17 protein-coding genes are annotated in these 23,360 nt (G+C 48.0%); 13 read left to right on the forward strand and 4 right to left on the reverse strand.

What is annotated here, in order from left to right; all coding sequences use genetic code 11:
* Nucleotides 1–34: 34 nt before the first annotated feature.
* Together A6049_RS14480 and A6049_RS14485 are read left to right on the forward strand one after the other, a co-directional pair.
* The gene (locus A6049_RS14480; RefSeq protein WP_063565342.1) at nucleotides 35–3,187 is read left to right on the forward strand and encodes a GNAT family N-acetyltransferase; all 3,153 of its coding nucleotides are present in this window, start codon (nucleotides 35–37) and stop codon (nucleotides 3,185–3,187) included.
* 1 nt (nucleotide 3,188) lies between these two features.
* Nucleotides 3,189–4,067 (forward strand): amidohydrolase family protein, encoded by an 879-nt coding sequence (locus A6049_RS14485; protein WP_063565343.1) that lies wholly within the window; start codon nucleotides 3,189–3,191, stop codon nucleotides 4,065–4,067.
* 170 nt (nucleotides 4,068–4,237) lie between these two features.
* Here the strand turns inward: A6049_RS14485 and A6049_RS14490 are convergent, their stop codons facing one another.
* Nucleotides 4,238–5,194, reverse strand: coding sequence for a phosphotransferase (locus A6049_RS14490; RefSeq protein WP_063565344.1), 957 nt, complete (start codon nucleotides 5,192–5,194; stop codon nucleotides 4,238–4,240).
* Nucleotides 5,195–5,314: 120 nt separating this feature from the next.
* Nucleotides 5,315–6,331 carry a hypothetical protein gene (locus A6049_RS34060; RefSeq protein WP_240321402.1) on the reverse strand — a complete coding sequence of 339 codons (1,017 nt, stop codon included), beginning with the start codon at nucleotides 6,329–6,331 and terminating at the stop codon, nucleotides 5,315–5,317.
* Nucleotides 6,332–6,591: 260 nt separating this feature from the next.
* Here A6049_RS34060 and A6049_RS14500 point away from each other — a divergent pair, with 260 nt between their 5' ends.
* The gene (locus A6049_RS14500) at nucleotides 6,592–8,649 is read left to right on the forward strand and encodes a methyl-accepting chemotaxis protein (protein WP_090809676.1); all 2,058 of its coding nucleotides are present in this window, start codon (nucleotides 6,592–6,594) and stop codon (nucleotides 8,647–8,649) included.
* 173 nt (nucleotides 8,650–8,822) lie between these two features.
* On the opposite strand, the gene A6049_RS14505 is transcribed toward A6049_RS14500, so the two are convergent.
* On the reverse strand, nucleotides 8,823–9,197 hold the full coding sequence (locus A6049_RS14505; protein WP_231952416.1) for an iron-sulfur cluster biosynthesis family protein: 375 nt from the start codon (nucleotides 9,195–9,197) through the stop codon (nucleotides 8,823–8,825).
* Nucleotides 9,198–9,282: 85 nt separating this feature from the next.
* On the opposite strand from A6049_RS14505, the gene A6049_RS34400 reads away from it, so the two are divergent.
* From A6049_RS34400 to A6049_RS14545, 10 genes are all read left to right on the forward strand, one after another.
* Complete coding sequence (locus tag A6049_RS34400; protein WP_256336611.1) at nucleotides 9,283–9,408, forward strand: hypothetical protein; 126 nt, start codon at nucleotides 9,283–9,285, stop codon at nucleotides 9,406–9,408.
* A 37-nt stretch (nucleotides 9,409–9,445) separates the two neighbouring features.
* On the forward strand, nucleotides 9,446–10,474 hold the full coding sequence (locus A6049_RS14510; RefSeq protein WP_063565346.1) for a LacI family DNA-binding transcriptional regulator: 1,029 nt from the start codon (nucleotides 9,446–9,448) through the stop codon (nucleotides 10,472–10,474).
* A 182-nt stretch (nucleotides 10,475–10,656) separates the two neighbouring features.
* The gene (locus tag A6049_RS14515; protein WP_063565347.1) at nucleotides 10,657–11,916 is read left to right on the forward strand and encodes an ABC transporter substrate-binding protein; all 1,260 of its coding nucleotides are present in this window, start codon (nucleotides 10,657–10,659) and stop codon (nucleotides 11,914–11,916) included.
* Nucleotides 11,917–11,994: 78 nt separating this feature from the next.
* On the forward strand, nucleotides 11,995–12,882 hold the full coding sequence (locus A6049_RS14520; protein ID WP_063565348.1) for a carbohydrate ABC transporter permease: 888 nt from the start codon (nucleotides 11,995–11,997) through the stop codon (nucleotides 12,880–12,882).
* Nucleotides 12,875–13,720 (forward strand): carbohydrate ABC transporter permease, encoded by an 846-nt coding sequence (locus tag A6049_RS14525; RefSeq protein ID WP_063565349.1) that lies wholly within the window; start codon nucleotides 12,875–12,877, stop codon nucleotides 13,718–13,720. Before A6049_RS14520 ends, A6049_RS14525 begins: the two co-directional genes overlap by 8 nt.
* An 82-nt stretch (nucleotides 13,721–13,802) precedes the next feature.
* Nucleotides 13,803–15,335, forward strand: coding sequence for a glycoside hydrolase family 30 protein (locus A6049_RS14530; RefSeq protein WP_240321403.1), 1,533 nt, complete (start codon nucleotides 13,803–13,805; stop codon nucleotides 15,333–15,335).
* 69 nt (nucleotides 15,336–15,404) lie between these two features.
* The gene (locus A6049_RS14535) at nucleotides 15,405–18,395 is read left to right on the forward strand and encodes a beta-galactosidase (protein ID WP_063565350.1); all 2,991 of its coding nucleotides are present in this window, start codon (nucleotides 15,405–15,407) and stop codon (nucleotides 18,393–18,395) included.
* A 286-nt stretch (nucleotides 18,396–18,681) separates the two neighbouring features.
* The gene (locus A6049_RS34065; RefSeq protein ID WP_240321404.1) at nucleotides 18,682–18,879 is read left to right on the forward strand and encodes a hypothetical protein; all 198 of its coding nucleotides are present in this window, start codon (nucleotides 18,682–18,684) and stop codon (nucleotides 18,877–18,879) included.
* 7 nt (nucleotides 18,880–18,886) lie between these two features.
* A complete protein-coding gene (locus tag A6049_RS14540) occupies nucleotides 18,887–20,014 on the forward strand; it encodes a glycoside hydrolase family 43 protein (protein WP_240321405.1) in 1,128 nt (375 codons plus the stop codon).
* Between the two features lie 81 nt (nucleotides 20,015–20,095).
* The gene (locus tag A6049_RS14545) at nucleotides 20,096–21,934 is read left to right on the forward strand and encodes an RICIN domain-containing protein (RefSeq protein WP_063565351.1); all 1,839 of its coding nucleotides are present in this window, start codon (nucleotides 20,096–20,098) and stop codon (nucleotides 21,932–21,934) included.
* A 191-nt stretch (nucleotides 21,935–22,125) separates the two neighbouring features.
* Here A6049_RS14545 and solA read toward each other — a convergent pair whose 3' ends face one another.
* Entirely contained in the window at nucleotides 22,126–23,265 is a 1,140-nt protein-coding gene (gene solA, locus A6049_RS14550) for an N-methyl-L-tryptophan oxidase (protein WP_063565352.1), read from the reverse strand.
* Between the last annotated feature and the right edge of the window lie 95 nt (nucleotides 23,266–23,360).

Consider the following 23,360-nt stretch of genomic DNA (forward strand, 5'->3'; position numbering starts at 1 on the left):
ACCATCCTATAGATAAAGATAAGGAGATCCAAATATGACAGTAACTTCGATCATGGAACAAATCCGCATTATCGAATACGATCCCTCCTACGCCGCTGCAATCGCTGATATGTGGAACCGCAGCAATGAAAGTTGGGGAGGTGGCACCAACCAGAGAACGGAGGATACCGTTCGCCGGGAGATGGAGACTTCGTCCAATCTTCATGTATTTCTCGCCGTTCATGAGAAAGAGGTTGTTGGCTTCTGTAGTTTTGCCCACTACCGTTATGACGAGAATGCCCTGTATGTACCGCTATTGAATGTGCGCCCCGATTATCACGGCTACAAGGTCGGGCGTAATCTGATCCTGAACGCCGTTCGCAAGACTGTGGAAGCGGGATGGCCTCGCCTGGATCTGTTTACATGGGCAGGTAACACCAAGGCTGTACCGATGTATAAGAAATGCGGGTTCTTCTGGGAGAAAAAGGATGAAAATGTGCATCTGATGAACTTCATCCCGACCATCTTGCAGACGGAAGCGCTTGCTCCTTATTTTGAGGAGCTGGATTGGTACGCAGACAGCACCCGTGAACTCGTCATCGAGCCGGATGGCCGACGGGAGCGTGGTTTCGATTTCTTTGATTATTCCTGGAAAAAGGGAGATATCTCCTTGCGAGCCGAATTCGAGAAATCGGGTCGCGGGCTGACAGCTCTCGAAACACCGGAGTACGAAATTACCACAGAGATCGACGATCATGATCTCGTATTTGGTTCCACATACAAGGTTCGCTACCGAATCACGAACCGCTCAGCATCCGAGCTGAAGTTCGAGATCAAGGGTCAGGACAACAAAAATATTCGTTTTGCGCTGGACGTTGCAAGAGCAGTTGCTCCGGGAGAAACGGTAATCGTGGAGGGTGAATTCCACCTTGATCCGGTTCAAGAGGAGCAAAGTCAGAATAAGACCCATCCCGTAGTCACAAGCACATGGCTGATCGGTGGCAAAAAGGCCGAGTTTCGTATGGGCGTTGCCCCGAAATTCCCGGCCAAGATCAACACGGCGTTGCCCGTAAAAGAGCTCTATACAGGCATCCCGGCCGATTTGTACCTGAACGTGGAGAATAATTTTGATTCCGAAGCGGAGTTCACTTTTGACCTGCCGGAGGATGCATTTCTAGAATGGACAGAACCTTCGGTGCGCTTCACAGTTCCTGCAAAAGGCAAAGCATCTGTACCGGTAACCTTCATTTTGCGTTCGTATGGTCTCTATTCGAGAGAAGTTGAGGTAACGGCCGTTCCGACGGATAGACAGGCGGTCTCTTTCACAACCAAGCTGTCTGTTCTGATGAAAGGTACACAAGGACGTTACGGTGGGGAAAACGGAGATCAGTGGGTGGCCGTGAACGGTGCATTCTCCCTCCATATGAGCAAGCAAGAAAACAACATGTGGATTGAATACCCTGGCTCCGTCCACACGTTCTGGTGGACCTATCCGAAGCTCGGTAAGCCATTTGCAGAAGAGTTTTCCAAGAAACAAGCCAAGGAAGTGAACATCTATCCGGAGGGAGAAAACCAGGTTCTCGAAGCACTGTATGAATCGGAAGACTTTCCTGGTTTGGAGATCAAGTCCGTCGCCAAGCTGTCTGCTAATGGAATCGCTGAATTTCACCACGAGATTGGGAATACTCGCAGCACAGAGCTGGAAGAAGATATGTTCTTGATGACGAACTTCGGTTTCTTCGGTAATCGGCTTATTCTCCCGTACCAAGGCCGTTATGTGGATATGGGTGATGCGTACTCTGGCGATCCGAGCCATTGGGACAGCTCGCAAATTACAGAGAACTGGCTGTTCTGTAAGGAAGAGTACGGTGCTTGCGGTATCTATTGGGACCCTTCCCTGAAGCTGCTTCGTCCGGAACACACACTAGGGTTACAGCATGAGCTTGGCCGGATTCCAGCAGGAGCCGTTGTGCAAACGAAGGCGACCGTATTTGCTCTGAACACCTTTGCCAAATGGCAGGATTTCCGATCTTTCGCCCAAAAACGGCGGAGCCCGGTTGTACCGAAGCTGGACAACCATCTTGAGCTGGCATTGGGTGGTGGCAATCCGTTTGCCCAGGATGTGCTGACTGCAGAACTGATTGAACGGAAGATGGTTCCGCTCGCTGGAAACCTGGAACTGTACGTGCAGAATGGTGGCACACCAGAGCATTTAGCTGCTGATATGGAATTAAATCGAGAGCAGGATCTGCGCTCTGCTAAATTGCAGTTCTCCCCTGAGGAAAAGGATGAGACAGGAGAAAGCGAATTTGGCTGGAAGGTTCGGGCCGTATATCGAGGCGAGGATCGGATTCATGAACGGACCGCCCTCTGGTATCCGCAGACAGGAACAGCCGTTGATTGCGTGATTGAAGAAGGTCCAGCAGGTCCTGTGTACACGGTGAGCAACGGAGTTCTTTCGATGGCAGCTGCCCCTGGTTTCGGAAGTGTCGTGCATTCCCTGAAGTACCAGGGTGAAGAATGGCTGGACAGCACGTATCCGGAAGCAGCCCCGCGTTCCTGGTGGAATCCATGGTACGGCGGACTTGGTGTGGGTATCCCTGGTATGAACGGTTTCAGCCGACAGTTGGAACAAAGAAGCGCGGCTTGGACGGAGCGTAAAGATGACTACGGTAACGTCTGGAAAGGAATTCAGATCACGACCCGCATCGAGAAACATGAAGCGAATCGGGGAATCACGGTACAGCAGCATTATCTCATGCTGCCCGGCGTTCCTGTTCTCTGTGAGTTACACTCTGTTACGAACGAAAGCGGATTGGCGCTGGATTACTCGCTAGCCGAGGAACATTTCTTCAAACCCTCGCCTGTCTTTGCTGATGGTTGGCTGGAACACCCCGAGCAAGGGCGGTACCCTCTTGGAAAGCTAGATGGATATCTTCAGTCCAAAGGTTTCTTGCGAATGGGTTCAGTTTCGCGTAAAGACATGCTGCATGCAGTGAATCGTTACCCTAATCAGAATGCTGCGGGGTTTGTGAACAATGTGGTGCTTGGTCACAATGTGTATCACAATCTGCCACTGCTGAACGGGGAAACGGTCTGGACAGAGCCGACCTATCTGATCTTGGGGCAAATTCCTCTGAATCCAGAGGATGTACGTGGCCTTCTGCAGCTAGACTTTGCAACTTCAAAAGGTGAAAAGGAGGCTTAACATGCCGATTATTGACATTCACATTCATCTGTCGGACATCGACAGCTTTCATCGAACGGCAATAGATTTATCGAAAGTGGATTACTCTGCCGCTGGCCTCAAGGCGGAGTTTGATAAGAACGACGTGATTCTTGGCATCGGAATGGGGGTTACGGAGCAGACAAAGGGAGCATTCCCGGATTCCAGTTCTCCCAACCCGATGGGACTTGATTTGGAAGAAACGGTTCCTTCATTCCTGATGGAATGCGTCGGCATTAATCCAAACCACCTGGGTGGTGAACACGCTCAGGCCGAGCTGGACCGGATTGAAGCACGATTGCAAGCTCCTGAGGTAGCCGGAATTAAACTATATGCGGGGTACTATCATCACTACGTGTATGACAAGATCTACACACCGGTCTATGAACTGGCAGCCAAGTATAATTTGCCGGTGGTCATTCATACGGGGGATACGTACTCGATGAATGGATTGCTTAAGTATGCACATCCACTGACCGTGGACGAATTAGCCTTTCAACAGCGCGGTGTGAATTTTATGATCTGCCATTTGGGTGATCCTTGGGTGATGGATGCCGCTGAAGTCGTGGCGAAAAATCCGAACGTTTACGCAGATTTGTCCGGCCTTGTTGTCGGTGATCGGCCCCATTTTGAACGGTTTATGAACGAGCCCTTGTTCATGGATCATTTCCGCCGGGCGCTGGTCTATTCGGATCATTACGAGAAAATGCTGTTCGGAACCGACTGGCCGCTCGCGCCGATCGATCTGTATGCGGAATTCGTCCGTCGACTTGTGCCGGAGCAGCATCATGAGAAGGTATTTTACGAGAATGCTTTTGGTTTATTTCCGCGCATTAAACAGCGAATTGCAGATCTGGGTTAAGCACCAGTTCATAATTATCTGTGAGAAATGTATGGCATTTAGGTCAGAGAAGCATATGATGTTCATACTGAATCCCTATCATGTAAGCTCCTGTCACTTCTGGTGGCAGGAGCTTTTTTTTCGGTAAAACAGTGAATTCATCTTATGCTTAACTTGGAATGAGGAGGGGATTAGGAGAACAAAGGTTGAGTTACCATCTTCATATACTTTTTTAAGTCGTCTTTTGCATATGAGTGTTGTTCCCATACCCCAAGGTTCCAACTCATATAGCGGATGCCAAGGTATCGGGATGCCAGGGAGAAATACTTTTCGAATTGATCTTGTGGAATATCGTATCCGTGGGAACTTAGGGCCTCCCGATAGATGTCTACTTGTCTCATATGGCTACAGCGTAGAGGAATATCGAAGAACAAGGAGCCGTATCTTGCTTCCTCCCAATCAATAAAATAGACATCCTCATTATTATGTACCAGTACGTTTCCGGGATTCAGATCATTATGGATCATCGTATGCATATGTTCATCTCTGATCAGAACTTCAAGATCATCTACGATGTTACTGGCTACAGCTTCAATTTCCGATATGATCGGTAATCCAAATTCCGCAATGAATTCTGGGTTTTCTATGGCGGCGTTCCACGAAGGTCTCCAACGATTTTCCATCATATCGATGATATGATTCCGATCCACAGTGGGTATCCAGGGCATTTCTTTTTTTAACCCCATATTCGTTCCATGTATGTAAGCCAGCGCTCGTAATTCTTTATTCTGAAGCAGATCCATATCCAGATGGCTATAATCGGTTTGGTAGTCCACATCCTGAATGCAGATCAAGCTGCGATCTTCAGTATGAGGCTCACTTGTTAGACTAAATGGCACATTAGCACCTTGTGAAAATAATCTGGACAATGCAGAGCGTTCAATGAACGTGGCTTTCTTCGTAATGACAGAAATGTCCTTTTGCACTCCATTGACTAGGAACTCAATATGATGTCGAAGCAATTCCACGGCCTGGAATCCCAGTTTGATAGGGTTACTTTCAATGTTTAGGATGTGAGCATCCGAGGATACATACTGATGGATGGTTTGTTTTATTAATGTTTGTACTGTGATTGATTCCTTACTCATCTGATTGCTCCTTCCTGCCTATTAGTTAAGTAGCTTATCAAGCTTCGCTGTAATTACAAATGGAACATTCACCTTGGTGAGCCACTCAACAAGGGGGTTCCTGTGTTTTCAGGAACCCTATTATGGATTTGATAGAAGCATAAAATTATTGATGAATCCTTCTTTTTGAAGAAATATGGCTTCCACTTGTTGCGTTTTCAAATCATAGAAATAAATTCCTCGTTCCTGATTCACGTTTGCTTTTGTATTTTCTCCGAGGAAATAGAAACCCTGCCCGTCTTTGGACAAAAACAATCCACTCCTCGCTTTAATGGGAAGATCAATTTCGTTTCTTTCTCCTGTTTTAATATTAACCATACTATATTTAATTGGATTCTTGTTGATATGTTTTGCAGTGGCAATAAGAATTTGGTCTCCCCTTGTTGATAAAGTTAAAATTTGTTCCTCCTCTAGTTCAATAACCTTGCGTGTCTGTTTAGAGATTGGATCTATCTCAATGATCGTATGGTTTGGAGGAACCATTGGTGTTTGCGCCTTATTGGACTGCTCCATATGACTATATTGCTCTTCTTCAGAATATTGGATGGCATAGGTTTTACTCGTTTCCGGGTTAAACGAAATATCCCATGTAGTTGTATCCAAATCATCGTCATTCAAGATGTTCATCTTTTGCGTTTTCTGATCAAAGAAAATGACTTTGACAGGACGCTCTCCCTTTTTAACAGCAGCCATAACCAAAGTATGATCAACGGTATCCGGAATAATTGAATTAATTGCAAATAAGCCTGAGCTTAATTGTTGAGTCTTTTGTGCCTGAATATCATAGGAAAACAACTCGTCACCCTTATCGTTTCCAACTCCTGAATAATAGATGGTGTCATTTGCTAAGGAAGCTACAGTTAAGGGATATTGTGAGCTATAAGGTAAATCAGCTAGTTTAGTTAGAGCCTTCGTTTGAAGGTCGTATGTGTATACTCTCATGATCATACCATCATCGGTATCTGTTCCATTAACATATTCCGTGTTTGTAATTGAAAGATATTCAGGGGCATCTTTTCCTGAGCTACACCCTGCAATGAAGAGAAGTAAAGTTATTACGACTATAATAATTTGATTGGGTAAAATCGTTCTTTTCATTATCTTTGCACCCTTTTCACTAAAAGAAACGATAGATGAATTCAAAGAAAATTATACCCTTATTTTACAAATGGAGTAAATGATAAAAATATAATACTAGTTACATATAGTTCTGTTTTTATATAGATGAATATGAGTTTTAAAAAAACATTTTCAGTGCAAACGTTTTTCCTGCTGAACAATTGATTGATATCTACCGATATAAAGTTAACCCATACAATATTGGACACAATCAAGGATGAAATGGAAGGTGGATTCATTTGGTATTCGCGAAGGCGAGAGAACGCGTAATCAACATGTCGTTCAGAGTCAAATTGCCGCTAATGATCGGTTTACTGGTAACCCTCGTATTGGCGGTAACTGCGGTTTTATCTTACACAGTAGCAGCAGTGATTACCCTCGACAAAAGCAAGGATGAGATTAAAGCAACCTCTGACCGGATTGGTGCGGGCTTGTTCACTTCACTAACGTTGGAAGAACAATCCACGTTCCTGATTACAACACATGGCACATTTCAGGAATTGCTGGAGATTCGAAATAGCGAAGGACAGAATGATGATGTCTTTTTCTCGGAAAATAGTGAACTCGTGGATAAGTCCAATGGTATATTGGCAGACAGCCTCGCGGGGATGGAAGGCAACAGCAATATCATATTGCTGGACCGGAAAGGCATCGTTGTTGCAGCGAACGATCCTGAAGCCCTCGGGGGAGAACGTGCAGATCGTGCGTATTTTCAACAGGCGGTTCAAGGCCAGAATGTAATTAGTGAAGGGGTTATCTCCAAGTCACTGGGTACGCTGGGTACTGCTTTTGCAATGCCGATCTACGATGAAAACAAACAAGTGGAGGGTGTACTCGTATCTACCGCATCAACCTCGTTCTTCGTTGACCAGCTTCAGAACATCAACATTAATGAAGAGGGAAAAGTCATTATTCTGGACCGCGTAGGTACAGTGATGTTCAATTCGGCGGATGAAAAGATGGCGGGGCAGAAGCTTGAGTCTGGTGAATATCAGTCACTGATTGATCTGCCTTCTAACGAGCAGTTGCAACAAGGCGATGTTAGCACAAAGGACAAAGTAATCTTTTATTCCAAAATTCCAAGATCGGATTGGACCATCATTGTTGAAGATAAACTAAGTGATGTGCAGAAGCCATTAGGGAAAATGGCGAAACAGATGTATATCGTCCTGTTCAGCGCAATTGCGGTGTCTATCATCGCAGGAATACTGATCTCCTTACTGGTTACCAAACCCATTACAAGGCTAACAGCATTGTTCAGACAACTTGCAGACGGGGATCTGACGGTGCAGGCTAAGGGCAAATATAGCGGAGAATTCAAACAACTGGTGGACAGCTTTAACACGATGGCGGCGGGCAACCAACAGCTGATTTCCAGCATGAATCATTCCATCAGCGTACTGAAAACAAGTACAACCGAACTGGATCTGTCCACCCAGCAGACTTCGACCTCCATTGCCGAAACAACGACAACGGCGTTTGAAATTTCACGAGCGATGGAGTCTCAGGCCAATGATACGGAAGCGATCGTGGATAAGTTCATGAACGTGGGCAATAAAATTGAGAACGTTAATGAGATGTCGCAGTCAGTGAAGCTCAAGGCAGACGAGATTACGGATGCATTCAAAAACAACCATAAGGTCATTGATGTGTTGATTGCGGTGAACGAACAGAACGAGGCCGAAGTGAACAATATTTCCAAGATTACAGTGCAGCTCGCTGAAAGCTCCTCTGGCATTCACCAAATTACAGGTACGATAACCGAGATTGCGAATCAGACGAAGCTGCTTGCACTCAATGCCTCCATTGAAGCCGCTAGGGCAGGCGAGCATGGGCGTGGCTTCGCCGTCGTTGCATCGGAGATCCGCAAATTGGCGGAGCAGACCACAGCCCAATCGGAGGATATCAGCCGGATTGTGATGCAGACGATTGATCATGTCGAGCAGAATAACCGGAGCGTACAAGCCATTGAGGCGATTGCTGAACAGCATAAGAGCAGTGTAGGCCAGACCAAGGAAACGTTCAATTTTGTCACCCAAAATATGAATGAAATGATGGACCAGGTTCAGGCGATTGCCTCCGAGATTGAATCCATTGAACGCGATAAGGATGACGTCATTGGAGCTGCACAGAACTTGTCTGCTTCAGGTGAAGAAGTGTCTGCATCCGTGGAGGAAGTAACCGCGACGATGGAGGAACAGTCAGGCATGACCGAGCATCTGTCAGAGATGGTACAGACCATCGATGGATTGACCAAACAGCTTGCCGAAGCATCATCCCGGTTCAAAACAAAGTAAATAAGCGCATGATGTCATTTGACAAGATCAGGTATGCTGCGATTGGTCCAAGAGATAACTTTCCAGTCACACAACTGATGCAGGTCATACAAAAACAAACAAAGAAGAAACCTCCCAGCCCGTTAATTTTCAAGGGTTGGGAGGTTTTTTCGTAGGTCCATATTTTCCAACTTTTATCGTACGAACCAACTGAGCGGCTGCTGCGAAGTGTCTGCGGTATCCCGAAGATCATGGGCTTTGACATGATTACCGTAGATCATGGAATCACTGCTCAATCGGTAGGAAGGGAAACTGTTCTCTGATTGCAGGCGAAGGCAAGGTTCGAAATAGATCTGTTGCTGTTTGTTGATAAGGAAAGGAAGCGAATCGGATTCAATCCGAATGTCATCACTGTCTGGCTCGTTAACGATCAGAAGCACAGCAGTACCATCACATCCGCATCCATCGGTGTCATAAAACAGCTTGAAATAGCCCGGCCGATCTCCCAGCATCGCGTTAAGTCTTGATTCTGCCAGCGGACTGACCTGAATGATCATAACGTCGTTCACACTCCTCTAATCACCTTATGAATTCGCTTACAATCTAATATATGGAACAATGGTGTGAAATAGAAGGGAAAGCAGACTGAATCCGATGAAAATTACAACTTTGGTGGATCATCCAATCGAATGGTTCAATTACTTGAATATCATCGGTGGAGATGCTGTGATGGAGCCTCGGAATGAAACCCATTTCATCCCGATTCCTTATCTGGTATGATAAGCAGGAATATTAGAGAAAAAGGATGGTTCCACATATGACACCGATTACCATATATGACATCGCCAAAGAAGCGAACGTATCCGTATCCACGGTCTCCCGTGTGCTGAATGATACGGCACCTGTGCGTGCTAGCACAAGGGAGAAGATCATGTCTATCATTGAAAAACACCAGTTCCAACCCAACGCGCAGGCGCGCAGTCTGATCAAGAAAGAGACGGGAACCATTGCGATCATCCTGCCGGACATTACGAATCCGTTCTTCCCAGAAGTGTTCTGGGGGGCTGAGAACGAGGCACGTGGATTGGGATATACATTCTTCCTGTGCAATACGGCCGGGGATTACAGCCGGGAGTCCGAGTATCTGTCTATTTTGCGCGAGAAGCGGGTAGATGGCATTATTTTTCTCGGTGGACGAATCAACATGCAGGTCTGTCCGGATGAGATGGCTCAGGAATTGATTGATATGGGCAAACGTATGCCGATCGTGCTGGTCAATGGCAACATTGCCAAAGGCGGATTCCATCGGGTGTACACGGATGAAGGAGCAGGAGCCGTTTTGGCTGCTGAACATTTGCTCGAACTGGGACATCGGGATATTGCTTTTGTGGGCGGTTTGAAGGAGTTGTCCACCACGATGGTTAAGGTCAAGGCCATTCAGAAAAAACTGCGTGAGCATGGACTCGAAATACCGAAAGATCGTCAACTGCTTGGAAGCTTCTCCATTGAAGATGGCAAACGGGAGATGTCTAAGCTGCTGGACCGTGGAAACCCTCCAACTGCGGTGATCTGTGTGAACGACTACACGGCGATTGGTGCGATTAAGGCGACCATTGAACATGGCTTATCGATTCCGAAGGATATTTCCATTGTCGGTTTTGATGATACGCCGCTCGCAAGTGCCGTTATACCGGAACTGACGACTGTTTCCCAGAATACGTATCAGCTGGGCAAGCTGGCCGTGGATAAGCTGCATGAACTGATTAACCAGGGTAATCCGAAGAAACAGACTGTTCTGCAACCAGAGCTTGTTGTCCGCCAGAGTACTGGACCCGCACCACGATAAATGGGGAATGTTTGAAAAAGAAAGCGTTGACATTCCTTCGGAGGGTGAAATATAATGAGGTCGTGAATGAAACCCCTTTCATAAACTGGAACGGGTTTTAATTTTAAACTTTATGAAACCCATTTCATGAAACGGGTTTCAGTTGTCTGATCTTCCATTCATATTTCAAGGGGGCGCACGGTATGAGAAAAAGTTTAAAGGTCATTTCGTTATTGATGTTGGTCATGGTAATGGGTCTGACAGCCTGTAGCAAGGGTGACAGCGGTGCAGCTGGGGGAAAGGTCGATCTGAGCATGACGATCTGGGGCTCGGAGGACGAGAAGAAGATTTATCAGGAGAGACTCGATATTGTGAAGCAGACCTATCCCGATATTAATGTGAAACTGAACGTCGTTGCCGGGGACTATGATCAAAAGGTTCAGACGATGATCGCCGGAGGAACCGCACCAGACATCATGATGATTGCCGAGAACTATCAGGCGTACGCCTCCAAAAACCAAATTGTTTCGCTGGATGATATGATCCAGGCCAACAATGTGAACATGTCAGAGCGTTATTCTGACGACATCGCCAACCTGATGAAATTCGATGGTAAACAGTTCGGAATGCCTGACCGCGCAGGCGCGATGGTACTCTTTTACAACAAAGACCTGTTCGACAAGGCCGGGGTGGAATACCCGACCAAGGAATGGACGCAGGAAGACCTGCTCGCCGCTGCTCAGAAGCTGACAGTGAAGGAGAATGGCAAAACGGTTCAATGGGGGTACTACCCAGGCAGCTGGTGGCCGCAATGGATGCAATTGATCTACCAAAACGGTGGCTCCCTGTTCGATGAGAGCGGCAAACCTACCTTCAATACCGAACCTGTACGTAAAGCACTGCAATTCATGAATGATCTGACCTTCACCCATGGTGTGGGACCAACGCCAACGGAGATTGCCGACATGGGAAATATCGGTGCTGACCCATTGTTCGCCCAAGGCAAGATTGCTATGGAGACGACGGGATTCTGGAATATCGGTTCACTTGCCAAGGTGGAAGGCATCAATTGGGACATTTCTCCGATATGGGGAGAGACCAACGCTTTCTTCAATGGCTTTACGATTACGAACGCGTCCAAACATAAGGAAGAGGCATTCAAAATCATAGAGGCGCTGACTACACCAGAAGCACAATTACCAATGATCAAAGCGGGCCAGGATGCTCCAGCAACGAAAGCAGGCCTGTCCAGCGATGAGTTCCTGAATGCAGAATATGGCGGCAAGAAAATCAACATGGCTGCTTTCAGCGAGTCCACCATTTACGCCGAGCCGTTCAATCCGCAATGGAATGAAATGATGAAGCTCATTAACGACAAGCTGGGTGTCTACTTCAACAATAAAGCCTCACTGGATGATACCGTGACTGAAATTCAGAGTGGACTGGAAAGAATCTACAAATAGCATCGACAGGGGACAGACGGAATTGGGCATGAATGAATCCGGGTTTCGTCTGCTCGCTTCGTTATGGGAGGGCTTAACGTGAGAAAAAAGGACGGGAAATGGTTTTATATATTCATCTCGCCTTGGCTGATTGGATTCCTTGGACTTACCCTGGGTCCGATTCTGTTTTCCATCTACATGAGCTTCACCAATTGGGATCTGTTCCAGTCTCCTGAATTCATCGGTATAGACAATTACAAAAACCTGTTGACTGATGACCCGATCTTTTGGAAATCCGTAGGCAATACCTTCTTCTACGCATTAATATCGATTCCGCTAGGCATGTCCATCTCGCTCTGGATCGCGTATTACCTCAACAAAAAAATCAAAGGTATTACCTTCTTCCGCATCCTGTTCTATCTGCCATCTGTCGTTCCGGTGGTTGCAAGCTCACTACTCTTCATCCATTTGCTCGCTCCAACGGAAGGGTTGATCAACCAGGCACTTGCCATCTTCGGCATTCAAGGCCCTGCTTGGCTGCTTGATCCAAACTGGGTTAAACCAGCTTTGATCCTCATGTCGCTATGGGGCGTCGGGGGCGGCGTGGTACTGCTGCTGGCGGGTATGAAAGGTATTCCTCAGGAGCTGTACGAGGCCGCTGCCATTGATGGGGCGAAGAGCTCGCAATCGTTCTTCCATATTACATTTCCAATGCTGACTCCCGTCATCTTCTTCAATCTTGTCACCGGGATGATCGGGGCGCTCCAGACGTTCGCACAGGTATTCATCGTAACAGCAGGTGGACCGGACAATGCCAGTCAGATGGTTGTTCCTTACCTGTTCCAGAATGCGTTCCAGTTCTACAAAATGGGATATGCATCGGCCATTGCCTGGGTGCTGTTCATCATCATCATGGCGCTCACCCTGGTTGTGTTCCGTTCGTCGGCGCTATGGGTGCATTACGAGGAGGGAAAAGCAAATGAGTAATCCATCCACTGTAGAGAAAACGATATCTTACATTTTTCTGATTCTGGTTGGGGTGCTGCTTGCTTCCCCTTTCCTGTACATGATCTCCATCGCACTGGCGAGTGACGCTACAACCGTAAAATCAGCCTTTACCTTCATACCGCTCGAATTCCAATGGTCCAATTTCTATACGATCTTCACGAATAACAATCTGGGTACTTATCTGAAAAATTCAGTCATTATTACCGTCATTACCATTATCGGATCGGTGTTGTCAGCATCGGTCGTATCTTACGGCTTCGCTCGGATCAAGGCGAGAGGCAGTCGGTTCCTCTTCATTGTACTGCTTAGCACGATGATGATTCCGGGCGAGGTGACGATGGTGCCGCAGTTCATCATCTTCCGTCATCTGGATTGGATCAATACATTCTATCCACTGATCGTGCCTAGTTTTTTCGCCGGAGCATTCAACGTATTTCTCATTCGGCAGTTCGTCATGAGCATTCCGAAGTCGCTTGATGAAGCTGCCATGATCGACGGCATGGGACATCCGGGAATCTACTGGAAGATCATTATGCCACTCACCTATCCGATACTTGCAGCCATCGCCATTTTCTCGTTTTCCTATAACTGGGGGAACTTCATGGGGCCGCTCATTTACATCAATGATCCGGAGAAAATGCCACTGGCGCTCGGTGTTCAGCTTCTGACCACGGTCGGTGGAGGACAGATGCCGCCATGGAACCTCGTTATGATTGCTTCCCTGTTTCTGACCATTCCGATGGTGCTGGTGTATCTATTAGGACAGCGTTATGTCTACGAAGCGAATATCAGTGGTGGCAGCAGCGGGATCAAGTAACGGGAGGTGAACGCAGTGTTGAAGCCAATGTTGAAAAGCAAGAACCGTCTACATCGCACATGGATAAAGGGCTGCATGAATCATGAATAACAACAAGGACCCTTTCAACAATGACAACAATAATCATCACAAGCAGCGCAGGTGGCGTAGCCGGAGTTACATCCTGATGGGTGTGGCCCTGATCGCGCTCCTTGCAGGAGGAGGGATTATCATCAATCATTTTGCCAATGAATCATCCAAAACACTTGCATTCCAAGGTGAGCCGATACGTCTGAAGCTGGAGCAATCCTATGATCATTTTGAAGGCTGGGGTACGTCGCTGGCGTGGTGGGCCAACGATCTTGGAGGATGGAAAGATCAAGCAAAGGTCAGTGAAGTCATGGATCTGGTATTTGATGCAGAGAAAGGGCTAGGTCTGAACATTGTTCGCTACAACATTGGCGGCGAGGAGAATCCCGACATGAAGGCGCTTCGGCCCGGGGGAGATATTCCCGGCTTCCAGCCTGAACCCGGCGTGTGGGATTGGGAGGCAGATGCAGGACAACGTGCCGTATTACAAGGTTCTTTGGAACGTGGGGTCAACATCGCTGAAGCGTTCTCCAATTCACCCCCTTACTGGATGACAATTAGCGGCTCGGTTACGGGTGCCGTGGATGGCAGCAACAATCTACGAGAGGATCAGTACGACGCGTTTGCCGATTATCTGACCGAAGTAGTGAAGCATTATCGCGATGAGTGGGACATTACGTTCCGTACACTTGACCCCCTCAATGAACCTTCCTCTGATTGGTGGAAGAAAGGCAACATGCAGGAAGGCAGTCATTTTACCAATGAGAAACAAGCCGAAATTATCAAGAAGGTTGCGGCATCGCTCAAAAGTAAAGGGCTGGACGGTACGCTCATCAGTGCTGCGGACGATAATAGCATTGACGAGACGGTGCACAATTTCAGCCTCTATGATCAGGATACGCTTGATGTGATCGACCAGATTAACACGCACTCCTATAATGGTAGCAAAATGGAAGAACTACGTACGTTGGCCGAACGGTATGGCAAGAAACTGTGGATGTCCGAGTATGGGACAGGTGGCAGTGAACCTCATAGTCACAAGGACATGACTTCCGTGCAGGAGCTCGCGGAGCGCATCATGTTCGATCTGAAAATCATGCAGCCTTCTGCCTGGGTGTATTGGCAGGCGGTTGAAGATGAAGGTGCCAACAATAACTGGGGCTTTATTCATGCGAACTTTAATGGAGAAGAGCAGTACGAGATGACAAAACAGTATTATGGCATGGCCCAGTTTACGAAATTCATCCGTCCAGGTGCAACGATTATTCCAACAGATGATGGGCGAACACTTGCCGCATACGATGCAGCTAATCAAAGGCTGGTGCTGGTAATCCGCAATGAGTTATCTGCCGGAACCACAGCATTTGAACTGGGGGCATTTGACTACAGCAGTACTTCTACAGCACAGGTTTATCAGACGTCACCGGATCGGAACATGGAGCAGCTTGAAAATGTTCCGGTGTACACCAATGGACTGGAAGTCTCGACTGCGGACAATTCCATCACCACCGTTGTATTAGAAGGCGTAACGTTGCAGGCGAACTGAAGGTTAAGCAATTTATCATTTTCTGTCATCGCAGTGATGAACTCAAACACAGAGAAGGAGGGCTTATCTTTGACAGAGAAAACATCCCTTTTGCTTCAGGAGCAGGAGAAGAATACAAAGACGAGGGCTGAGCACGGCGTTCGATCTGAACTGACTTATGATCAGCGCAGCTTCATGATGAATGGAGAACGAGTATTTCTGAACAGTGCTACCATTCATTATTTCCGCATGCCGAGGCAGGAATGGCGGGAGGTTCTGATGAAGGCGAAGCTGGCTGGCATGAACTGCATTGATACCTATTTTGCCTGGAACGTGCATGAGCCGGAGGAAGGACAATGGTCGTTCGAAGGAGACAATGATTGTGGAGCCTTTCTGGACCTGTGTGCAGAGTTGGGCATGTATGTAATCACGAGGCCGGGTCCGTTTATTTGCGCAGAGTGGGATTTCGGCGGCTTCCCCTATTGGCTGGAAACGAAGCAGGGAATCAAGTTCCGACAAAATAATGAAGCCTATCTGCATTATGTAGATCTGTATTTTGACCGAATCATTCCAATCATTCGTGAGCGCCAGCTATCTGCTGGAGGCACTGTTATTCTTGTACAGGTCGAGAACGAATACGGGTATCTGATGGATGATGCAGCAGCAAGTAATCATATGAACCACCTTCGGGACGGGCTGCTTCAGCGAGGGATTGACGTTCCGCTTATCACCTGTGTAGGTGGCGCGGAGGGCACGATTGAAGGGGCCAACTTCTGGTCAGGTGCTGACGGTCATTATGCGAAGCTGCGGGAGAAACAGCCGGATACACCGAAGATCGTTACGGAATTTTGGACGGGATGGTTCGAGAATTGGGGTGGGCCTTCTGCCATTCAGAAGACGGCGCCACTGTTTGAGAAACGCATGATGGAAATTCTTCGCACCGGCTATACCGGAATCAGTCATTACATGTTCTACGGCGGCACCAACTTTGGCGGATATGGTGGCAGAACCGTGGGCAGCAGCGATATTTTCATGATTACCTCCTACGATTATGATGCGCCGCTGAACGAGTACGGGCGGGTAACGGCCAAGTATGCTGTAGCGAAGAAGTTATCCTATTTTGTCCATGCGTTTGGCGCATTGCTGATAGAGACGGAGGAAGTACCAGCAGAGCAGATCAAGGTACGTCATCCGCAAGGCGTTTCTGTACGAGGCAGGTCTAAAGGCAGCGAGAAGATATGGTTCTTGGAGAGTCACAAGGATGAGCGTGAGACGTTTCACGTCACGCTGGAGGAAGGCCGGACACTTCCCGTTGCCCTGAACCCAGGGCAGATTATCCCGATACTTGACAGGGTAGAGATTGCCAAGAATGTATACCTGACAGGTGGCGCGATGATTACGGGCAATGAAGTGGTGAATGGAGAATTGACCCTGTTCATCGTTGCGGAGGCGGGACAGCGTTCAGTTGTGGAACTGGAGACGAACGTCTTGAATGTACAGGGCAGTAGCATGCAGGTACTGGTTGAACGTGATCCGTTAAATGGAGCCTATCGCTTCGAACTGGTACATTTCCGTGAGCCAGGCATCATTCATCTGGAGGCAAGTGGTATCCCCATTCGGTTCGTGGTTCTGGACAAGGAAACGATGGATCGCACGTGGAGAATCAAAGGAGGGGGAGAGACAAATCAGCTGCGTTACGCAATCGGATTCGATGATGTAGATGTCTCCCTATCCGGGCAGGTCACAGGTATGATCTCTGATCCGAATCGGAATATGTTGCTTCTCGGCAGTTGGGCAGATGGTGAACGGACGTTGACTGGACATGAGTTCTTATACGGAGAAGCAAACGATTCACAGAGCGGCATGCAGGATGAACATGTTCAGGAGTCATCCGCAGCAATTCAGCATGATCTTTTCACCACGCTGCCTATGCCACCGAAACTGTCGGATTCCCCCGAGTTGTCTCGTGTGTCATTAACAGCGGAACAGCGTGCTTCGAGTGGTCAACCAGAGCATTTTTCCCAGTACGGACAAGATTTCGGGTATCTATTATACGAGTGCGATTTCGACCGTTCGGTGGATGGAATCACCACCCTTATTCTGCCGGACCTTCAGGATACGGCCAGAATATATGTCAATCGTGTAGTGCAGGCACTGGTTCGTCAAGTTGGTGCAGCGGGTGTTCAGGTGCAGACGACGAAAGGAAAGAATACACTACAGGTGCTGGTACAGCATATGGGCAGGCTAAATTTTTCTCCATATTTGAGTGAAAGCAAAGGTCTAGCAGGATCGGTGTACATCGGTGGTTCCGCTCAGGACATCCGCCGGAATTGGCATGCGGAGCATGGGGCGGTGCATCTCGATGAAGTGAATTATCTTGAGGATGCCCCGCTTCTGAGCAGAAGCTTTACGTTGGATGGTATGGACCGTGCGATTCTCGTTGGAGCGGTGAGCCAAGGATTGCGGCTTAATGGCATGGATGTGCCAATGGAAGGGTATCAGGACTGGTTTTCGTTTAACACGTTGGATCTTTCCCTTTATTTGCGGCCCGGAGAGGTCAATACGCTGGAGATGCCTTATAGCAGAACGCCGCTGAATCGGCTGGAACTGATCCTGTACCGGAGTGAAGATGAGTTGAAGGATTGGCGCATGGCAGGTACGGATGCCTTGCTTCCACGACAATGGGAATTATATGAGCCACCGAACGTCTCAGGTCATCTCGAAACCTATCGGCAGGATGCGGATCATAGTGGCAATTGGAATGCCATGTCGGTGGAGAATGGTTCGTACGGTCAACCTGTCTGGTACCGCTGGCGTTTCTCCAAATCAGCCGTGCCCGAACATTTCCGAATGAACCTGATGCTTCGTCTTACCGGGATGAGCAAGGGAACACTTCATCTGAACGGGCACCATCTGGGACGTTATTGGCAGATCGGTCCGCAAGAGGATTACAAAATTCCTTTATCCTGGCTGCAGGATGAGAATGAATTGCTGTTATTTGATGAGGAAGGCCGAACGCCAGAACGGGTGCGTTTCTTGTATGATAACTTGTCCCAGTATCCATGGGTTGTGGTCGAATAGATCTTCTTTTCATTGTACGTGCAAGGGAATCGGGTCTGTTCTGATCAGTCGTGTCCTGTTCTAGCTCGTCGTATTTATTCTCTTTGCGGAGACTGCTCGGATGTTTGGATCTATAGATTCTGAATCTCCGGGCAGCTCTTGCACGGTGAATGGACGACGAGAATAGCTAGTATCTTTTATTGAAACCGTTTACATATTGAGGGCGTTGTGGGCTACGTGTTCTGTGAAGGGGGTGATGTTTGGCAAATGGTATGCCTGTCCCACATTTTCGATAAGGAGATGACCCATGTTCACAAGGAAAAGATGGAGTACAAGATTATTCAAAACTTGTAAGTCCGGCATGATCATGCTGCTTGGAGCATTGCTTTTATTCATCACGTTATTCCCGAATACAGCCAGAGCAGCAACAAGTGTTTACACGATTTCGGCTTTTACCAATACGAGCGAATCCAATCTGTATATCTATGAATCCCAATGCGACTAATTACGGTTTGCTTAAAGGGCCTGCCTATACACCCCCGGCCAATCTGATCCGTGATCCCAGCATCATGAAGCATACGGATGGGCTGTATTATGTCGTTTATACCACGAACTGGTCAGGTAATACGATCGGCATCGCATCAAGCACAGATAAGGTGAATTGGACGTTTGTCCGCAATATTACCCTATCTGCACCCACCACGATTGCACATACCTGGGCACCGGAATGGTTCAAAGACAGCAACGGCAGTCTGAACATCATCGTGTCCATCTCCCCAGGCAATTATGAGAACTTCAAACCTTATGTTATCACAGCGACCAATGCAACGCTGTCTTCCACAACATGGTCTGCTGCCACAGAGCTTGCAGGCATTGCACCCAACTACATCGATACCTTCATCGTTAAAACCGGCTCAACCTATCACGCATTCACCAAGAATGAAACCACCAAGTATATCGAATATGCTACAGCTACTTCCCTCACTGGACCTTACACATTCAAAGGGACAGGGGATTGGGCAGGATGGGGTTCCTGGGTAGAGGGACCTGCGCTTGTCCAACTGGATACCGGCTCCTGGCGAATCTATTTTGACGGTTACTCTACACAAAAATATTATTACAGCGACTCTGCTGACGGGTTTCAGACCTGGAGTGCAAAGCAGGAGCTTGCCGGTCTGACCGGATTGGTTCGGCACATGACCGTGTTGAAAGAAAGCGGGCAGCCTGGCGATATCCGCAAGCTGGAGTCCTATAATGTTCCAGGCAGCTATATTCGCCATTATAACTATGTGGCCCGAATCGATGCCAGTGTCAGTCCCGCAGAGGACGCACAGTTTCGCATCGTTCCCGGGCTGGAGAATGCCACAGGAATTTCGTTTGAGGCCATGAATTATCCAGGCTATTTCCTGCGCAATAATAATGGCAACATCACACTGGTGAAAAATGACGACAGTGCTACGTTTCGAAATGATGCCACGTTCAAACGTGTAAATGGACTTGCTAACGCCGCTTGGACATCGTACGCCTCGTTTAGTAACCCGAACCTGTATCTGAGGCATTACAATAATGTGCTGAAATTGGAAGCTGTCGTTACCGCACTCGATAAGTCAGACGCGACCTTCCGAGAGATTGCACAGTAATCTTCTGGATTCTTCCATTGAAATTGAACTCATTTTATCTCAAGAAACTGAACTCATTTTACTTTAGAAGGAGTGAATCGAATGAAATGGTTGAAACGGTTGGGCACCCTGCTAATGGCAGGAAGTCTTATAACAGGGAGCTTGGGTACAGAGGCATCCGCCGCGGGTTCTTATACAGCCACGGCTGATCCCTCGAAGCAATATCAGACTATCGAAGGTTGGGGAACATCCCTTGCCTGGTGGGGCAAAGTGGTCGGAGAGTACTCCAACCGGGATGAGTATGTGGAAAAGATGTTTAGCCCAACAACCGGACTAGGTCTAAACGTCCTGCGTTACAACATTGGAGGCGGCGATAATCCTTCATCGAATGTGCTGGAATATCGCAAAGCCGTGCCGGGATATCAGCCTTCCCCGGGTGTGTATGACTGGAATGCAGATGCCAATCAGCGCTATATGCTCCAAGCCGCCAAATCATATGGAGTCAACGTCTTTGAAGCCTTTGCGAACTCGGCACCTTACTGGATGACCATTAGTGGAAATGTGTCCGGTGCCGCGAATGGTGGCAACAATCTCAAGCCCGATTACTATGATGATTTTGCTGATTATCTCACAGAGGTCGTGAAGCATTTCAGAGATAACTGGGGCATCACGTTCGACACCGTAACGCCGCTCAATGAACCCATCTCCACTTGGTGGAAGCAGGGCAACGATCAGGAGGGCATGCACTTTGATCGGGCAGATCAGAACACGATTCTGAGCCAGGTGCAATCTTCACTTACAGCAAAGGGATTGTCCACGAAGCTGAGCGCGCCAGAAGAATACAGTCTGGATGACACAACCACTTCCTTCAACAGTTACAGCAGTGCAGTGAAGTCTGCGATCAGTCAGATTAACACACATACCTATGGCGGAAGCAATCGTGCATCATTGCGGAATACAGCGACTTCAGCGGGAAAACATCTCTGGACCTCAGAATATGGAGACGGGGATGCCAGCGGACTAACGATGTCACGCACGATCCTTAAGGATATACGCAACATGGGGGCGAGTGCGTGGGTGTACTGGCAGGCCGTAGATAGTGCAGATGGCTGGGGATTTTTCAAAAACGTACTGAATAACACGCAAACGACCAGCTACACCGTGAATCAGAAATATTATGTCATGGGCAACTACAGCAAGTTTATTCGTCCTGGTTATAAGATCATCGGCATGAGTGATGCCAATACGCTTGCTGCCTATGATGCTACTTCAGGTAAAGTGGTGCTGGTGACTACCAATTCGGATTCGAGTGATACAACGGTGACGTATGATTTGAGTCAGTTTACAAGTGTTGGATCGTCTGCTCAAGTGCACCGGACCTCCTCTACGGAGAAGTTGCAGCAACTGACCAACATCAACATTCAGAATAAAAAGTTTACAGCGACCGCCAAAGCGGGCTCGGTTACGACCTATGTCATATCCGGCGCGACGTATAATGGCAGCACAGGATATGAATCCGGGGCGATCTATAAGCTGATCAATCGGAACAGTGGTCTCGCTTTGGATGTGAATGGGGCTTCTACTGCCGGGGGTGCAACGATCATCCAGTGGAACGACAATGGCGCAGCAAACCAACAATGGAAGTTGGAGTCTGCGGGCAACAGTTATTATAAGATCCGTAACGTAGGCAGTGGTCTGCTGCTGGATGTGAATCAGAGCTCTACTCAAGGAGGAGCAGCCTTGATTCAGTGGCAGGATAACGGGGGCAACAATCAACAATGGTTACCGGTGGATGTCGGAGGATATCTTGTGCTCGTGAATCGCAATAGCGGCTTAACCGTTGATATCAACCAGAGCTCCACAACCGCCGGTGCCTCGACCATTCAATGGGCAGACAATGGAGGAGCCAATCAGCACTGGAGTTTGGTTAAAGTGAATTAGAAGGAGAGTATTCATTGCGCGGACTGCTCTCGCTTTAGAATGATTCAACGTTGCTAAGGTAAGGATACTCCTTTCTTGAAGTAGGGCGCGCTATGCCACACGGCACGGCTCAAGAAAGGAGTTCATCCTGATACACCAAATCGAGTTAGCTTACGTTCAGTACTAGTTCAGCCTTCTCCGGGGCTAGTGCTCTATTGAAAACGTGAAAGGGCAAATCGTCCAATATCCTGATCCGTATGCCCTGTTTGCACCAAGTCAGACAATATTTTGCCCACTGCACTTGCGAATTTGAAGCCATGACCGGAAAATCCACCTGCCAGCCATACATGATTATGGGCAGGGTGACGGTCGATAATAAAATCTTCATCCGGTGTGAACTCGTATTTGCATACCCCACCACGCTTCAGCTTTCCCGCTGCCAGAGGCATCCGAAGTTCAAGCAATCTCCGCAGATCACCCTCATCCGTCTTATCAGAGCCAAATGAAGCCAGTGTACCGCCTGGTGTCCACTCCTGCCCCGTATCGTGACGTCCAATCTTCAGACCCGACCCGCCAATGCTCGGAAATCCATAATATCCGCCTTCTTTTCCAGCCAGCGTGAAACCGGGAAAGTGATCCTCGGCGAACAATGCCTCCGGTGCATCGAACCATCCCACGGTTTTGCGTACAGCTCGAATGGGAAGGTTCACGAACGGTTTCAGCGTCTGAAACCATGCTCCGGCACTGAGAATGACCTGGTTCGCATAATACGTCTCGCCAGCAGATGTGATGACTCCAACAGAATCTGCGCTGCACTCGATATGTTCCACACGTGTGTGCGTTAAGAGAGTGGCACCCGATGCTTCGGCTGCCTGACGGAAGGCGAGCACGCAGCGTTCACTGAATAAATAACCTGCATCAGGCTCATACATTCCCTTGTAATGTTCAGGGACTTCAATGCCTGGCCAGCGTTTCATGATTTCGGCTGCGCGCAAGGTTTCATATCGAATCCCCGCATCGTCAGCATGGGTTAAACGATTATGAAAAGAATGGATGTCCGGGTCAACCATATTCAAGACGCCCGAAGGTACAAGCAATTTGGCCCCGGTAGTATCCTCCAGTTCTTCCCACAGTTCCTGCGCCAGAAGTGCCATCGCTATATAGTCAGGTCCCCCGCTGTACACGTGGCGGATAAGCCGTGGTTCTCCGTGATGGCTGCCCTCCGTATGCGGAGGATCAAAGGCATCAATCAGTAATGTTTTTAATCCACTGCGCGCAAGATAATAACCTGCACTCATGCCCATCGATCCGGCTCCAACGATAATGACATCATAGGAATGTGATATAACCATCCCTCCTTCCGCTTATTTTTCAGAGACCAATCTTATACAGGATAATCTAGTCTTCAAATCTACGGCAGTCAATAGAACAGGTTATAGAGAAAGCC

Source organism: Paenibacillus sp. O199 (assembly GCF_001636635.1).
In the GTDB taxonomy this organism is placed as follows: domain Bacteria; phylum Bacillota; class Bacilli; order Paenibacillales; family Paenibacillaceae; genus Paenibacillus; species Paenibacillus marchantiae.

What these genes read in the sequence shown, in the direction of transcription:
- A6049_RS14480 (WP_063565342.1), top strand. Translation starts at nt 35, where the DNA reads ATGACAGTAACTTCGATCATGGAACAAATCCGCATTATCGAATACGAT.
- A6049_RS14485 (WP_063565343.1), top strand. Translation starts at nt 3,189, where the DNA reads ATGCCGATTATTGACATTCACATTCATCTGTCGGACATCGACAGCTTT.
- A6049_RS14490 (WP_063565344.1), bottom strand. Translation starts at nt 5,194, where the DNA reads ATGAGTAAGGAATCAATCACAGTACAAACATTAATAAAACAAACCATC.
- A6049_RS34060 (WP_240321402.1), bottom strand. Translation starts at nt 6,331, where the DNA reads ATGAAAAGAACGATTTTACCCAATCAAATTATTATAGTCGTAATAACT.
- A6049_RS34400 (WP_256336611.1), top strand. Translation starts at nt 9,283, where the DNA reads ATGAAAATTACAACTTTGGTGGATCATCCAATCGAATGGTTCAATTAC.
- A6049_RS14510 (WP_063565346.1), top strand. Translation starts at nt 9,446, where the DNA reads ATGACACCGATTACCATATATGACATCGCCAAAGAAGCGAACGTATCC.
- A6049_RS14515 (WP_063565347.1), top strand. Translation starts at nt 10,657, where the DNA reads ATGAGAAAAAGTTTAAAGGTCATTTCGTTATTGATGTTGGTCATGGTA.
- A6049_RS14525 (WP_063565349.1), top strand. Translation starts at nt 12,875, where the DNA reads ATGAGTAATCCATCCACTGTAGAGAAAACGATATCTTACATTTTTCTG.
- A6049_RS14530 (WP_240321403.1), top strand. Translation starts at nt 13,803, where the DNA reads ATGAATAACAACAAGGACCCTTTCAACAATGACAACAATAATCATCAC.
- A6049_RS34065 (WP_240321404.1), top strand. Translation starts at nt 18,682, where the DNA reads ATGTTCACAAGGAAAAGATGGAGTACAAGATTATTCAAAACTTGTAAG.
- A6049_RS14545 (WP_063565351.1), top strand. Translation starts at nt 20,096, where the DNA reads ATGAAATGGTTGAAACGGTTGGGCACCCTGCTAATGGCAGGAAGTCTT.
- solA (WP_063565352.1), bottom strand. Translation starts at nt 23,265, where the DNA reads ATGGTTATATCACATTCCTATGATGTCATTATCGTTGGAGCCGGATCG.